General features: G+C 55.9%; 15 protein-coding genes. 9 read left to right on the top strand and 6 right to left on the bottom strand.

Annotated elements, in window-relative coordinates:
• Position 1 precedes the first annotated feature (1 nt).
• The 9 genes from coaBC to H7F20_RS15555 all read left to right on the top strand — a co-directional run bounded on the left by coaBC (position 2) and on the right by H7F20_RS15555 (position 9725).
• Positions 2 to 1207 carry a bifunctional phosphopantothenoylcysteine decarboxylase/phosphopantothenate--cysteine ligase CoaBC gene (gene coaBC / locus H7F20_RS15595; protein WP_185787090.1) on the top strand — a complete coding sequence of 402 codons (1206 nt, stop codon included), beginning with the start codon at positions 2 to 4 and terminating at the stop codon, positions 1205 to 1207.
• A complete protein-coding gene (locus H7F20_RS15590) occupies positions 1185 to 2093 on the top strand; it encodes a DUF4835 family protein (RefSeq protein WP_370588519.1) in 909 nt (302 codons plus the stop codon). The genes coaBC and H7F20_RS15590 overlap by 23 nt, the downstream gene beginning before the upstream one ends.
• 56 nt (positions 2094 to 2149) lie before the next feature.
• Positions 2150 to 3805, top strand: a complete 1656-nt coding sequence (gene recN, locus H7F20_RS15585) for a DNA repair protein RecN (RefSeq protein WP_185787088.1) — start codon at positions 2150 to 2152, stop codon at positions 3803 to 3805.
• 101 nt (positions 3806 to 3906) lie between these two features.
• Positions 3907 to 4719 carry an enoyl-ACP reductase gene (locus tag H7F20_RS15580; RefSeq protein WP_185787087.1) on the top strand — a complete coding sequence of 271 codons (813 nt, stop codon included), beginning with the start codon at positions 3907 to 3909 and terminating at the stop codon, positions 4717 to 4719.
• A gap of 61 nt (positions 4720 to 4780) precedes the next feature.
• Positions 4781 to 5797, top strand: coding sequence for a glycosyltransferase family 2 protein (locus H7F20_RS15575; protein ID WP_185787086.1), 1017 nt, complete (start codon positions 4781 to 4783; stop codon positions 5795 to 5797).
• 3 nt (positions 5798 to 5800) lie between these two features.
• Positions 5801 to 6754 carry a CdaR family protein gene (locus tag H7F20_RS15570; RefSeq protein WP_185787085.1) on the top strand — a complete coding sequence of 318 codons (954 nt, stop codon included), beginning with the start codon at positions 5801 to 5803 and terminating at the stop codon, positions 6752 to 6754.
• A complete protein-coding gene (coaE, locus tag H7F20_RS15565) occupies positions 6751 to 7353 on the top strand; it encodes a dephospho-CoA kinase (RefSeq protein WP_185787084.1) in 603 nt (200 codons plus the stop codon). The genes H7F20_RS15570 and coaE overlap by 4 nt, the downstream gene beginning before the upstream one ends.
• A 61-nt stretch (positions 7354 to 7414) precedes the next feature.
• Entirely contained in the window at positions 7415 to 8995 is a 1581-nt protein-coding gene (locus H7F20_RS15560; protein WP_185787083.1) for a sensor histidine kinase KdpD, read from the top strand.
• 7 nt (positions 8996 to 9002) lie between these two features.
• Positions 9003 to 9725 (top strand): response regulator transcription factor, encoded by a 723-nt coding sequence (locus tag H7F20_RS15555; protein WP_015755157.1) that lies wholly within the window; start codon positions 9003 to 9005, stop codon positions 9723 to 9725.
• Between the two features lie 31 nt (positions 9726 to 9756).
• On the opposite strand, the gene H7F20_RS15550 is transcribed toward H7F20_RS15555, so the two are convergent.
• Genes H7F20_RS15550 through H7F20_RS15525 form a run of 6 tightly spaced genes read right to left on the bottom strand, consistent with a single transcriptional unit; the run spans position 9757 to position 15088 of the window.
• A complete protein-coding gene (locus H7F20_RS15550; protein WP_185787082.1) occupies positions 9757 to 10266 on the bottom strand; it encodes a gluconokinase in 510 nt (169 codons plus the stop codon).
• The gene (gene miaA, locus H7F20_RS15545) at positions 10256 to 11179 is read right to left on the bottom strand and encodes a tRNA (adenosine(37)-N6)-dimethylallyltransferase MiaA (RefSeq protein ID WP_185787081.1); all 924 of its coding nucleotides are present in this window, start codon (positions 11177 to 11179) and stop codon (positions 10256 to 10258) included. Before miaA ends, H7F20_RS15550 begins: the two co-directional genes overlap by 11 nt.
• On the bottom strand, positions 11179 to 12033 hold the full coding sequence (locus H7F20_RS15540) for an ion transporter (RefSeq protein WP_185787080.1): 855 nt from the start codon (positions 12031 to 12033) through the stop codon (positions 11179 to 11181). The genes miaA and H7F20_RS15540 overlap by 1 nt, the downstream gene beginning before the upstream one ends.
• A complete protein-coding gene (locus tag H7F20_RS15535) occupies positions 12030 to 13154 on the bottom strand; it encodes an exonuclease domain-containing protein (protein WP_185787079.1) in 1125 nt (374 codons plus the stop codon). The genes H7F20_RS15540 and H7F20_RS15535 overlap by 4 nt, the downstream gene beginning before the upstream one ends.
• Before the next feature lie 22 nt (positions 13155 to 13176).
• Entirely contained in the window at positions 13177 to 13830 is a 654-nt protein-coding gene (locus H7F20_RS15530) for a YggS family pyridoxal phosphate-dependent enzyme (protein ID WP_185787078.1), read from the bottom strand.
• 22 nt (positions 13831 to 13852) lie between these two features.
• Positions 13853 to 15088 carry a DUF1015 domain-containing protein gene (locus tag H7F20_RS15525; protein WP_185787077.1) on the bottom strand — a complete coding sequence of 412 codons (1236 nt, stop codon included), beginning with the start codon at positions 15086 to 15088 and terminating at the stop codon, positions 13853 to 13855.
• Positions 15089 to 15092 lie beyond the last annotated feature (4 nt).

Here is a 15092-nt window from a genome sequence, read left to right as displayed (position 1 = left end):
CATGCTGGCTTCCAAGCGTATCCTTTTGGGCATTACCGGGGGTATTGCGGCGTATAAGACCACCTTCCTAACCCGTTTGCTGATAAAAGCCGGCGCCGAGGTCCGTATCGTGATGACCGAAAGCGCCGGCGATTTCGTTTCCCCCCTTACCCTGGCGACCCTTTCCAGAAACCCTGTACACACTGCTTTTATCCGGGAGGAAGAAGGGACCACCGATTGGAACAACCACGTGGAACTGGGCCTCTGGGCCGACCTGATGCTGATTGCCCCGGCCACGGCCAACACGCTTTCCAAAATGGCCTCGGGCACCTGCGACAACTTGTTGCTGGGGTGTTATTTTTCCGCCAAATGCCCTGTGTTTTTTGCACCTGCCATGGATTTGGACATGTACCGCCACCCGGCAACGCGTGAATCCATCGAGAAACTTCAAGGATTTGGAAATATCCTGATCCCGGCGGCTTCAGGAGAACTCGCAAGCGGCCTGGAAGGCGAGGGGCGCATGGCCGAACCCGAAGAAATCGTCCGGCAGCTGGAGCAGGGCCTGCTGGCCCGGATGCCCTGGAAGGGGAAACACGTGCTGATCACCGCAGGGCCTACTTATGAACCGATCGACCCCGTGCGGTTTCTGGGGAACCATTCAAGCGGGAAAATGGGGTTCGAACTGGCCCGGGCCGCTGCAGAGCGGGGGGCAAAGGTCACCCTGGTCACGGGCCCCACCGGGGAGGAGATCGCACACCCGCTGGTAATCTGCATACGTGTTCGGACCGCCCGTGAAATGCTGGATGCAGCGCGCTCCCATTTTGGTGCCGCAGATGTGGTCATCGGGGCGGCTGCAGTTTCGGATTACCGGCCCGCGGAGATCCGGGACCAGAAAATCAAAAAGGCTGCAGAGGAGCTGGAGCTGAAACTCGTCCGGAACCCGGATATCATCCGGACCCTGGCCGGCGAGCGGGAACACCAGTATATTGTGGGGTTTGCCCTGGAGACCGAAAATGAAGCAGCCAATGCCCTGGAAAAACTCCGGCGGAAGAACCTGGATGCCATCGTCCTGAATTCCCTTCGGGATTCGGGAGCGGGATTCGGGGGGGACACCAATAAAGTCAGCTTTGTAGACAAGAATTCGCAGATTACGCCGTTTGAACTTAAAAGCAAGGCCGAGGCCGCACGGGACATACTCCATGAGATTGACAAACGCATTTCGAAATAACATCCTCTGCGGGCTGATCTGCCTGGGGAGTGTTTTCTGCGCGACGGCCCAGGAGCTCAATTGCACGGTCACCGTGAATTCGGACCAGGTCTCCCAGACCAACCAGCAAATATTCAGGACCCTGGAGCGATCCCTGACGGAATTCGTCAACAAGACCCAGTGGACCAACCGGGTGTATAAGGAGAATGAACGCCTGAACTGCAGGATGTTTATAACCGTTACCAATTTTGATTCGAACAGGTTCGAGGCGACTATTCAGCTCCAGTCCTCCCGACCGGTTTTCAATGCCTCCTATGAAACTCCGGTTTTCAATTACAAGGACGACCAGTTCAATTTTGAATACATCGAATTTCAGCCACTGGTTTTCAATGAGAACAACTTCAATTCCAACTTGGTGGGGGTGGTGGCTTATTACGCCTATATCATGCTGGGCCTGGATGCGGATACCTTCCAGCTGGAGGGGGGCACCGAGCTCTATAAAAGGGCACAGGCCATCGTGACCCAGGCGCAGGGCAGCAGTTTTCCAGGATGGGGGCAGACGGCTTCCGATAACCGCACCCGTTTTCAGCTGGTCGACAACCTGTTGTCCAATACCTTCAGGGAGTACCGGATTGCGCTCTACAATTACCACCGGAAAGGGCTCGATATCATGTCGGACAATAACAGTACCGGGAAACAGGTTATCGCCGGCTCCCTGAGGCTGTTCGAAACCCTGATCCAGCGGCGGCCGAATGCCTTCCTGATACAGACTTTCTTCGACGCGAAGGCGGAGGAGATCCAGAATATCTTTTCGGACGGCCCCAAAGTGGATATCGTCCAGCTCAAGGAAACCCTCAACAAGGTGGCGCCCTTCTACGCCAGCACCTGGAACCAAATTACCTATTGACCGGTAGCGGATTGCACCGATTCCTTTATCTTTACAGGCAGTAATCCAAAGATTGCATGCTTACCCAACTTTCCATAAAAAATTACGCGCTGATCGACGACTTGCGGGTTGACTTTTCCGGCGGGCTCACCACCATTACGGGCGAAACCGGTGCCGGCAAATCCATCCTGCTCGAGAGCCTCGGGCTGGTTCTGGGGAACCGGGCCGATAGGACAGCCCTGAGGGATGCCGACAAAAAGTGCGTGGTGGAGGCCGAATTTGCCATTGGTACCTACCCGGGGGTGCGGGATTTTTTTGAGGCCAACGATCTGGATTACGAAACCCAGACCCTGCTCCGGCGGGAAATCAGGCCCAATGGCAAGTCCAGGGCCTTTATCAACGACAGCCCGGTTACCCTGGATGTGATGCAGCAACTCGGGCACCGGCTGATCGACGTGCATTCCCAGCACCAGACCCTGGAGCTGACCGAGCGCGATTTTCAATTGCGGGTCGTGGACGCCCTGGCCGGCAACACGGCCCTGTTGGAAACCTACCGCGCACGTCGCTTCGCCTACCTGGAAGCGGAGAAACGGCTTGCGGACCTTCAGGGGAAGCGGGAAGTGGCTTTCAGGGAACAGGACTACAATGAATTCCTGCTCGAGGAACTCCGGCAGGTAGAACTGGAGCCCGGACTGCAGGAAGAGTTGGAGGAACAGCAGGCCACCCTGAGCAATTCAGAACAGATTATTGAGCTGCTCGGCAATGCGGACCAGCTGATGCAGGAGGAAAACTACGGATTGCTTGCCATGCAGGCCCGCCTGCGGCAGATCACGTCCCGGCTTTCGGGTTTTGGTTCCCGGTTTGGCGCCCTTCACGACCGGGTGCAATCCCTTGCCATCGAGGCGGATGACATCGCCGGGGAACTGGGGCAGCTGCTGGAGTTGCAGCAGCCCGACCCGGATGCCCTGGAAAAGGTGAATGCGAAATTGCGGCAGCTGTACGACCTTCAGAAAAAACACCATGTGAATTCCGTGGAAGCGTTGCTCGAGATCCGCGAAACCCTTTCGAAGAAAGTCCATGATACGGCCCAGATGGACACGGATATTGCGGACCTGGAAGAAAAGATGGGCCGGATGGAGGAGGAACTGGACCACCTGGCGGCCCAGCTGAACGAACGCAGGGCCGGGGTGCTCCCTGGGTTTACGGAAGACCTGCGGAAGGAATTGGTGCAACTGGGCATCCCCAATGCCTCCTTTACCTGGGAACTGCTGCCCCGGGATGCCTTTGGCCCCAGCGGCAAAGACGTGCTGGAATTGCTGTTCTCGGCCAACAAAGGGGGGAGTTTCGGCTCCCTCAAAAAAACCGCTTCAGGGGGCGAATTATCCCGGATCATGCTGGCTATCAAGGCACAACTGGCCGCCTACGAGGCACTGCCCACCATGATGTTCGACGAGATTGACACCGGGGTTTCCGGGGAAATATCAAACCGCATGGGCGACATTATGCGGCAGATGAGCCGGCATATGCAGGTATTTGCCATTACGCACCTGCCACAGGTGGCCTCCAAGGGTCACCTGCAGTACAAGGTCTACAAGGAAGATGTGGACGGGCGTACCCATACCCGGATCAAATTGCTGACCCAGGAGGAGCGCATCCTGGAACTCGCCCAGATGCTCGGCGGCAGCCAACTCACCGATACCGCGATGACCCATGCCCGGGAATTGCTCAACTGACCCTAAACCGGGGAACTCGCGCAATGTACTGGGAATACCGGGGCAACCACTTAATCCCCCATTTTAGCTATCTTTGAACGTACAAAACAAACAGACAAACCATGGCATATAATTTATTAAAAGGTAAAAGAGGTATCATATTCGGGGCACTGGATGAAAATTCCATTGCCTGGAAAACCGCTGAGCGGGTCCACGAGGAAGGCGGCACCTTTGTGCTGACAAACGCCCCGATTGCCATGCGGATGGGGCAGATCAACGAACTTGCCGAAAAAACCGGCAGCCAGATTATCCCGGCCGATGCCACCAGCGAGGAAGACCTTCAAAACCTGGTTACCCAGGCCGTGGAGATCCTTGGGGGCAAACTGGATTTTGTACTGCACTCCATCGGGATGTCCATCAATGTCCGCAAGGGAAAGCACTATACAGACCAGAAATATGAATGGACCGAGAAAGGCTGGGATGTATCCGCCCTCTCTTTCCACAAGGTCATGCAAACGCTTTACAAGGCGGAAGCCATGAACGAATGGGGGAGTATCGTCGCCCTCACGTACATGGCGGCCCAGCGCACCTTCCCCGATTACAACGACATGGCCGATAACAAGGCCTACCTGGAATCCATTGCCAGGAGCTTTGGCTACTTCTTCGGCAAGGAGAAGAAAGTCCGGGTGAACACCATTTCCCAGTCGCCCACGCCCACCACGGCGGGACAGGGGGTTAAGGGCTTCGGCGGCTTTATCTCCTATGCCGAAAAGATGTCGCCCCTGGGCAATGCCTCGGCCCAGGATTGTGCGGATTATACGGTGAGCCTGTTTTCGGACCTCACCCGCAAGGTGACCATGCAGAACCTGTTCCACGACGGCGGTTTCTCGAGTACGGGGGTCAGCCAGGAAATTATCGACCAGTTTTCTGAATAGTCCTGCGGGACGATCGGGCCATCCCGGATTCGGGGAGGAGCCCTCTGTTAACCCGTCCTCCATGGAGTTGCGTTTTTCTTTTGTCGTCCCCGTCTACAACCGGCCGGAAGAACTGGATGAGTTGCTGGAAAGCATCCGCCGCCAGGAGTTCGGCAAACCCTTCGAGGTGGTGATCGTGGAGGATGGCTCCTCCCGGGATGCGGGGGAAGTGGTACATAAATACGCCCCCCACCTGGATATCCGCTATTTCAAAAAGCCCAATACGGGTCCCGGGGATTCGAGGAATTACGGGATGCAACGTGCCAGTGGAGACTATTTCCTGCTTGTGGATTCCGATTGTATCCTGCCCGATGACTATCTCGCCACCTTGCAGGCAACCCTCGAACAAAACCCCGCCGACTGTTTTGGGGGGCGGGATGCGGCCGACCCTTCCTTTAATGCGCTCCAGAAGGCCATCAGCTATACCATGACAGCCCCGCTGACAACCGGGGGCCTGAGGGGGGGCAGCGGGAAACAGGCCAATTTCCAGCCGCGGAGTTTCAATATGGGCTTGTCCCGCCGGGCATTCGAAGCCAGTGGCGGTTTTGGCAACATCCACCCGGGTGAAGATCCCGACCTGAGCCTACGGCTGTCCCGGAACGGGTTTAAAATTTTGTTTATCCCGGAAGCAATAGTCTATCACAAACGGCGCATCGACTTCCGTTCCTTTTTCCGTCAGGTATATAAATTCGGGCTGGCGCGGCCCATCCTCAACCGCTGGCATCCCGGCAGCGCCCGGCCGACGTATTGGTTCCCCACCCTGTTTTCGCTCGGTCTCCTGTCCGCGCTTGCGCTACCGTTTTTTTTGCCCACACCCCTGGGCATCCTCCCGCTTGCCGGCTACCTCCTGTACTTCCTGGGCGTTTGGTTCGGGGCATGGGCCACCACCCGGAATTTCCGGGCATCCCTGCTGGCAGTACCGGCCCTGTTGGTACAATTCGCAGGCTATGGCTGGGGCTTTTTCAAGTCCACCATCTTGCTTACCTTTAGTAAACAGAAACCGGAGTCTCTCTTTCCGGGCCTGTTTTTCAACAACTGACAATTGATCAAAAAATTAAAATCCGGCATTGCATCCCCCAGGGCGAAAATCTTCCTCCTGTTCCTGTTGTGCTCTTTCCTGGCCTGGCTGATTATCCGCCTGGCGCAGACCTACAACCATACCCTGGCCTTCCGGATGGAGTACCAGCAAGTACCGGACAGCCTGGTTTTGTTGAGCCCGCCCCCTGCAGATTTAAGGGTCCGGGTCAGGGCCAGCGGCTTTCAGTTGATGCGCTATCAGATAAGCCCCAAAAAAGTGGCCATTGACCTGGGTGCTTCGCAACACAAGGGGCGGAGATATTTTATTGTTCCCGATGTCTACCGGCGGCAGGTGGCCAACCAGTTGGGGGATGACATCAGCCTGCTGGAAGTTGCGGAGGACACCATCTTCCTCGATTTCCAGAAACTCCGCTCCCGTACGGTCCCGGTACGGCCGGCCCTGCGGATTGAGCTCGCGAGCAACTACGCGATCGACGGGCCCATCCTGGCAGACCCGCCCAGTGTCCACCTGCTGGGTCCCCCGGGGGAGATCGACACGATCCGGGCCCTGGAGACAGAATCCCTTCTGTTGACAGGGGTAAAGGACTCGGTGAGCCGCGTGTTGCGCCTGCCCGCCGCAGACCGGTTGCCGAACACCCGTTTTTCGACGGAGCAGGTAACGGTGAAGGCCCGTGTTTATCGGTTCTCGGAATCGGTGGTGGATGTGCCCGTGGAAGTGATCAATTTGCCGGGAACCGAGGAAGTACGGACTTTCCCGGCCAGTGTGGGGGTCCTCTGCAAGGGGCGGATAGAGGCACTGAAGGATTTGTCTCCTTCGGATTTCCGCATTGTGGCCGACTTTGAAACCCCCGACCCTGAAACAAACCGCCTGCAACTGCGGATCGAAGAACAACCCCCGGGGATACAAAGCGTGTTGTTGCTGGAGACTTCCGTGGAATTCATCGTCCGCAACGAATGATGCGCATAGGCCTGACCGGGGGCATCGGAAGCGGTAAAAGCACAGTTGCCGGCATGTTTGCCGAACTTGGGGTACCCATCTATAATTCGGATACCGCGGCGCGCCGGCTCATGGAGGAGAAACCGGCACTGCGTGCGGAAATAACGGCACTCCTCGGACCGAGGTCCTATCAGGGAGGTTCCCTGAACCGCACCTATATCGCCTCGCGCGTCTTTTCTGACCCTGAATTGCTGCAGGCGTTGAATGCCCTGGTACACCCGGCGGTGGCATCCGATTTCAACGCCTGGTCCCAGGTGCAGCGTGCACCCTATGTCCTGCAGGAAGCCGCCATCCTTTTTGAGAATGGGGGGTATCGCAAGCTGGACCGGATGATCCTCGTAACGGCCCCCGAAAAAGAACGGGTTCGGCGCGTCGCCTCCAGGGACGAAACCACCGCGGCCGAAATCCGCAAGCGGATGCAACACCAGTGGCCGGAACAGGAGAAAATACCACTCGCGGACTATGTGATCCCCAATGTCGACCTGGACCAAACCCGGAAAACCGTGACCCGGATTCACCGGGAACTACTGGATTTATCGGGTCCCGCCGACCCTGCTTAGTGTTAAGGTTTGGTTAAACCGACCCGCCTCTAAATGTTAAATTTTTACTTTTACTTAGACGATGAATAGGAGAATTTTTGTGCTGCTCGTCATTCTGATGAGTCTTTCGCTCATAGGGATTATTGCAGTTCAGCTATACTGGATTAAAAGTTCGGTAGAGGATAAGGAGGAGCAGTTCTCGAATGTGGTCACCGAGGTTCTCTCCCAGGTGACCGATCAGATCGAGCAGCGGGAGATTAAGGATTATTCGGACCGCTTCCTGACCCTGAAGGATAGCATTGGCGAATTAAAAAGCGCCCACTGGAGCAATATCTTCTTTATTGACCGCGATCTCAATTCCAACGAGATCACCTTTTATTCTCATGGCATCCTGGAGGAGGATTACGACATTGCCTCCACGTTCTTTGACAGTGGTACAATGACCGATACCACCACCATTAAAAGCTATACCAGCAGGCGTACCCGCGCGGTTTTTAAAGAGGAATACGGCCTGGATGGAAAAGCTTATCGGTACAACCCCATTGAAAAGTGGGAAAAGGTTGGGGGTATACCCATACTCGACAAGGTGGCATTCGACGATATATACCGGGAATATGCGGAAAAGGTGCCCATACACGAACGGGTGAGCCGTCAGGAAATAGAACTGTTGCTGGACCGCGAACTCCAGGACAGGAACCTGGACATCGATTACGAATACGGGGTTTACAGCCGCGGATTGCCCACCAAGGTTCGCTCGAGGAAATACAAATACGACAAGGATAATTATTACAAGGCGCCCCTTTTCAGGGATATCGAGGGGAATACGGATTATGCCCTGCTGTTGTCCTTCCCCAGGAAAAAGAAGTTCCTGCTCAATTCCGTGTTGAGCATGGCGGGCCTTTCGCTCCTGTTTACGCTCATCATCATGGTGGCCTATGCAAGTGCAATTTACCAGCTTATCCGGCAGAAACAGATTTCCGAGATCAAGTCGGATTTCATCAACAATATGACGCACGAGTTCAAAACGCCCATCGCCACGATCAACCTGGCTGTCGAGGCGATCAAGAACCCGAAGATCATGCAGGACCATGAAAAGGTAGGCCGGTACCTGCAGATGATCCGCGATGAAAACAAGAGGATGCACGCGCAGGTGGAAAATGTGCTGCGGATATCGAAACTGGAGAAAAACCAGTTGGATATCAGCAAGGAACGGGTGGATGTCCACGACCTGATCCGGCAGGCCATCACCCATGTGGAGCTGATCGTTCTCGACAGGGGCGGGTATATCAAAACCCACCTCGAAGCTGAACGCTCCGAGATACTGGCCAATGAAATGCACTTCGGGAATGTCGTCGTCAACATCCTGGACAATGCGGTGAAATATTCACCGGAAGCGCCGAAAATAGACGTGTATACGGAAGTGGCCAACAATGCCATCATCATCCGGATCCAGGACCAGGGGGCCGGGATGTCCAAGGCCGTCCTGAAGCGGATTTTTGAAAAATTCTACCGGGAACACACCGGGGACATACACAATGTAAAGGGACATGGGCTGGGACTGGCCTACGTCAAAAAAATAGTAGAGGATCACCAGGGAGAGGTCTATGCGGAAAGTGAGAAAGGAAAAGGAAGCACTTTTTATATCAAACTCCCTCTAATATAAGAGAAGTATGGAAACAGAAAACAAGAAGATTCTTTTGGTTGAGGACGACCCCAACTTCGGGATCGTGCTCAAGGATTACCTGTCGATGAATGATTTCGACGTAACCCTCGCAAAGAACGGTATGGAAGGGTTTGAGAAATTCAAGAAGGAACCTTTCGATGTGTGTATCCTGGATGTGATGATGCCCTATAAGGACGGGTTCACCCTGGCCAAGGAGATTCGTGAGAAGAACGACCATATCCCCATCATTTTCCTGACGGCCAAAACCATGAAGGAAGATGTGTTAAAAGGGTATAAAGCGGGTGCGGACGATTACCTGAACAAACCGTTCGATTCCGAGGTACTGCTGGTCAAACTCAAGGCCATTTTACAGCGCAAGGCTTCCAACAGCCTGGCAGACAGCAAGCAATTTGAATTTGATTTCGGGGATTTCCACCTGAACTCCAAACTGCGTTTCCTGAAGTACAAGGATGAGGAGCCCACCAAGTTGTCGCCCAAGGAAAATGAACTGCTCCGCCTGCTGGCACTGCACGAAAACGATCTGATGCCCCGGGAACTCGCCCTGACAAAGATCTGGCGGGACGATAACTACTTTACCTCCCGGAGTATGGACGTTTATATTGCCAAGCTCCGCAAGTACCTCAAAAAGGATGACAGCGTGGAAATCCTCAACATCCACGGGGAAGGGTTCCGCCTGGTCGTCAAAACGGATTCCGAAAAGTCCGAGTAGGGGCGCGAATCCAGGACCATGGGGAACCGGTTCAGTTTTTGAGCCGGGCCCTTACCCGGGCGACCATTTCGGGGATTTCCAGGCCGCAGGCAGGCAGATGAATGCCATACTGCGGCACTTCGAGGTCAGCGAACTGGCTTTGAAGCAGCGAAGGCGGCATATAGTGGCCGGTGCGTTTGCGGATACGTTCCCCGATGTCCTCGATACTACCTGTGAGAACAACCCATTCCACCTCCTTGGGGGCTAGTCCCCTGACCAGCCTTTGCCGGTATTTTTCCTTCAGTGCAGAGCAGGTTATTACTGCGCCATTTTTGTTGCACTCGGCGCGTGCCAGCGCATTCAGGGAGTCCAGCCAACCTTTGCGGTCCGAATCGTCCAGGGGATGTCCCGCACTCATTTTTTCGATATTTGCCGGGGGATGAAAATCGTCGGCATCGAAATAGGGCCTGCCGAGATCAGCGGCAAGTGCTTCTGCCAGGGTGCTTTTCCCGCTGGCGGAAACCCCCATCACGAACAGGATTTTCGGTAGTTTAATTCCCATCTTCCAGGCTTTTCATTCGCTCATCGATATACCGGGTAGCTACCTCCGTGGCTGCATCATAGGGTATCCAGTGAATATCCGGATCCCTGCGAAACCAGGTGCCCTGCCTCTTGGCATACCGCCGTGTATTTTTGACGATTTCCCGGATGGCAGTATCCCGGTCGAGGTCGCCGTCAAAATAGGAAAAAAACTCCTGGTAGCCCACGGTCTGGAGCGCATTGCATTCGCGAAAAGGGTAGAGGGCGCGGGCTTCTTCCTCAAGGCCGGCCTGCACCATCGCGAGCACCCGCTTCTCGATCCGGTCGTATACCACCTCCCTCGGGGCATCGATCCCCAGGCGAAGGGTAGTGAAGAACCCGGGCGACTGCCGGTTCCCGAGGTAGGAACTGTAAGGCTTGCCGGAACCCAGGCAGACCTCCAGGGCCCGTATCAGGCGTCGCGGGTTCTCCCGGTCAACCCGGTCAAAATACGCTGGATCCTTTTCCTGCAGTAAAACCTGTAGCGCCCCCAACCCCTGTTCTACCAACAGCCGTTCCAGGTCTTCCCGGATCCCGGGGTCGACTTCGGGAAACTCATCCAGCCCCCGGGTCACCGCATCCAGGTACAACCCGCTGCCGCCTGCCAGGATCAGCAGGTCGTATTTGCCAAAAAGCGTTTCCAGCCGCTCCAGGGCATCCCGGCGGAAATCTCCTACCGTGTAGTCGTTTTCTATGGAAAGGTGCCCTACAAAGTGGTGGGGGGCCTGTGCGAGCTCCTCAGGGGTCGGCCGGGCCGTGCCAATGCGCATTTCGCGATAAAACTGCCGGGAGTCGGCCGAGAGGATCTCCGTCCGGTAGTGCCTGGCCAGGCGGATGGCCCAGGAAGTCTTGCCAATCCCCGTTGGCCCGCCTATGGTAACCAACAGCTTTTCCATCACAGGGGGGAACCGCAGTTAAAGCAGAATTGTGCCCCGTCCCGGTGCCCCCCCACGGAACAATTCTCGCAGGACTGGGTATTCAGGTGGATGGTGGGGCCTTCCTCGGTTTTCCCGTCCTTGCCGTCCTTCTCCTGACGCGCGTATTCCACGGTTACAATGCCGGTTGGCACCGCGATGATGCCGTAACCCAGCACCATGATGATCGTGGCGATAAACTGCCCGATGTTGGTCTGGGGTGCAATATCGCCGTATCCCACCGTGGTCAGGGTGACAATGGTCCAGTAAATGCTCCTCGGGATACTGGTAAAACCCGCCTCATCCCCCTCGATAAGGTACATGATGGTCCCCATGATCACCGACAGGATGAGCACCGCATAGACAAAGACAAAAATCTTGGCCCGGCTGGCCCGGAGGGCCGTTTTTAACTGGGATGCCTCCCCGATAAACTGCACCAGCTTCAGGATCCTGAAAATCCTCAGCAACCGGAGGGCGCGGACGGCCAGGAACACCTGTGAGCCGGCAAAAATATAGGACAGGTACAGCGGGATGGTCGACAAAAAGTCGATGATGCCGTAGAAACTGAAGATATAGTGGGACGGTTTGCGGATACAGATGATCCGTGCGATATATTCAACCGTGAAGAAGATGGTGACCGCCCATTCCAGCACCAGTAACTCCCCATGGTACTTCGCATCGAATTCCGAGACGCTTTCCAGCATGACCAGGATCACGCTGAGCACAATCACCGCAAAAAGGATCAGGTCAAACCATTTTCCTTCTGGTGTGTCGGCTTCATAAATGATTTCATGGAGCCAGCTTTTCCACGTGCTTTGGCTGTTGTTCTTTTTCAAGTGGACTTATTGAGTTCCAGGATCCGAAGGACCTTTTTTTCCCTCAGGTAAGCAGCGGCGACACCCAGGCCGCCTTTCGGATCGGCTATGGGAGTCAACAGTGTTTCCAAGATAGGGATATTATTAATTTGGTGGTTCAGGCCAAAATACCCCATGCCACGGATACCTTCCCCGCCAATCCGGATGGCAGCGCGTTCCCCGTCGGACCGGCCCGCATCGATCAGCAGCAGGTCCGCACCCTCCAGTTCGAACGAATCCCCGTTAACCCGGAGGGAATTCCCGGGTTTCATTTTCCGACCTTTGATCTTCGGGCGGTAGGCCGGTTTGTTTTCCAGCAGCTCGGTATGGGCCTTCAGGCGGGCAAAAAGCTCGCTTCCCGTCTTTTCGAAACGCACTTCCCGGGTCATCTTCCTCAGGGAGCGGGAATGGGCGCTTTCACCTGTAAAATGGCTGTTCAGGCTTCGCTTCATATCCCTGCTGGAGTCCAGGAAAAGCAGGGACCCCTCCTTGTCGTACAGATAGTAGACCCCGGTTTCATCCGGTACGGTTTCCACCATCCGGAGTTGCCGGTTCGAGAGTTCCCCGAGGGTTTCGGCCCGGATCACTTCGGCGGTAATCGTTTTGCCCGAATCCCTGTCCAGAAGGATCTGCAGCAGCTTCAGGGTTGCCAGGGCATCCCCGTTGGCCCGGTGGCGGTTGCTGACCGGGATACCCAGAGACCGCACCAATTTTCCGAGGCTGTGGGATTCCGCCTCCGGGATGAGCCGTTGGGAGAGGTCCACGGTGCAGAGGGTCTTCCGCTCGTAATTGTACCCGAGCCTCCGGAATTCGGTCCGGAGAATCCGGTAGTCGAACTGGGCATTATGGGCAACCAGGACACTGCCTTCCGTTATCTCAACGATGCGCTTGGCCACCTGGTGGAATTTTGGGGCGCTCCGCACCATATTGGTATCGATGCCCGTCAGTTTCTGGACGTAGGGCTGTATCGGTCGCTCGGGATTCACCAGGCTGATAAAGGTATCCACCACCTCGTGCCCGTCGAACAGGTGGATCGCGATTTCCGTAATCCCCTCTTCGTCAAATTTCCCGCCGGTAGTTTCTATATCCAGTACCGCGTACATCGGCTCGTTGCTTTTTCCTGCATTAATTCCTTTCCCCAAAGATACTGCTTCCAATCCGGACCATGTTGCTGCCTTCCTCAATGGCCAGCTCATAATCCCCGCTCATCCCCATGGAAAGGATGTCCGCCCCTGGGTCTGCCTCGAGCCACCGGTCGTAAAGGGTTTTCAGGTTCCGGAATTCCCGGCGGACCTGTTCCTGGTCGTCCGTAAAGGTCGCCATCCCCATCAGCCCCCGGATCCGCACATGGGGGAGCTCCCCGGGGAGGTCCCCGGAAAGCAGTTCCTCGAGTTCCTCCCGGCTGAATCCAAATTTGCTGTCTTCTTCGGCGATATGGACCTGCAACAGGCAGTCGATCCTGCGGTCGGCCTGCCGTCCCCGCTTGTCGATCTCCCGCAGGAGCCTCGGGCTGTCCACGCCCTGGATCAGGCTTACAAAAGGCACCAGGTATTTCACCTTGTTCCGCTGCAGGTGGCCAATCATGTGCCATTCGATGTCCCGGGGCAGCCGTTCGTACTTGGCCGTCAGTTCCTGCACCTTGTTTTCGCCGAAGATGCGCTGCCCGGCCTCATAGGCTTCCATGATGGCCGCATCCCCCTTGGTTTTGGATACGGCAACCAGGGTTACGCCCCCGGGTAAGGATTTCCGTACTTCCTCTAATCTTTTCGCTATTTCCATGGATCCATTTGCTTCTTCAGGTTCAAATATCATAAATAGTCAGCCCACTGCGCAATTTCGGCTCCAGAAACGTGCTTTTGGGGGGCATTGTTTCCCCACTGTCGGCCACCTGGCGGATTTCCTCCATGGTGGCGGGTACCATCCCGAAGCCCGCAGCGAAACGCCCGCTGTCTACCTCGGCCTTGAGTTCATGGGCCGGGTTTTCCCAGTACCGGTAAGCCAGGCGCTGGTCGCGCCTCGGATCCGTGATCCCAAAAACCGGTTTCAGTACCCGGTCATTCAGGATATGCACATCCAGGCGATTCCGGAAGGAATCCCCGCCCTGGGATTCCTTCCGGAGCCTCAGTTCGTAATACGCACCGTCCATATACATGGAAAAGGTGTGCTTTTCTGCGGGCTCAAAAGGTTTTGCCCCCAGGGGCTTTATCCTGAAATGGGCATCGAGCTGCATCAGGATGGACGCGGGGTCCATACCCCCGAGCTCCCTGAGCAGGCGGTGAAAGGACCGGATTCGCACCTGGGACTCCGGGATCAGGTAACTCATAAAATAGTTGTAGGGTTCCTTCCCGCTATGTGAAGGGTTGGCCTCCTGCAGCCGCCGGGCCAGGAGGTCCGAAGAGGCACTTCGATGATGGCCGTCAGCGATATAAAGGGCCGGGATTTCCCGGAAGGCGTCCCGGATCGCGGCCACCGTTTTTGTTTCGCTCACGATCCAGAGCTTGTGCTCCACCCGGTCCGGGGTGGTAAAATGATACTCCGGCGGGTTGTCCAGGGCGGCGGAGATGCTTCCGGCAACCCCGGGGTGGTCCGGATACGTCAGCAGGACCGGTTCCGCATTGAATCGGACCTGCTCCAGGTAATCTGCGAAAAGCTCCTCCCGGCGGCGTATGGTGTCCTCGTGGGGACGGATGAGCCCCTGTCGGTATGAGTTGGTGGAAGTCGCGCAAAAAATACCCCGGCAGGTAAATCCCGGCCGGGAGCTCTGGTAGATGTAAAAGCTGGGCCGGTCCTCTTTGACCAGGATGCCCTCTTCCAGGAATTCCAGGTACCGATTCCTGACCAATTTATGACGCTTAACGCCGGACAGGGCCGTGTTGAATTTAAACCCGGGATCGATGATATGCAGGAAGGAAAACGGATTGGCCCGCATTTCCGCATTCCGGTCCCTGGGCAGGTAGTCGTCCCAGGAACGGGAGACCACAAAAGGGGCCTTGTCCACGGCAGGCCGTATGGCGGCAAAGGGGAGGATTTCTGCCATACCG

Source organism: Robiginitalea sp. SC105, assembly GCF_014243345.1.
GTDB lineage: Bacteria > Bacteroidota > Bacteroidia > Flavobacteriales > Flavobacteriaceae > Robiginitalea.
The sequence above is the reverse complement of the archived record's forward strand: the minus strand, read 5'-3'. Positions and strand labels throughout refer to the sequence as shown.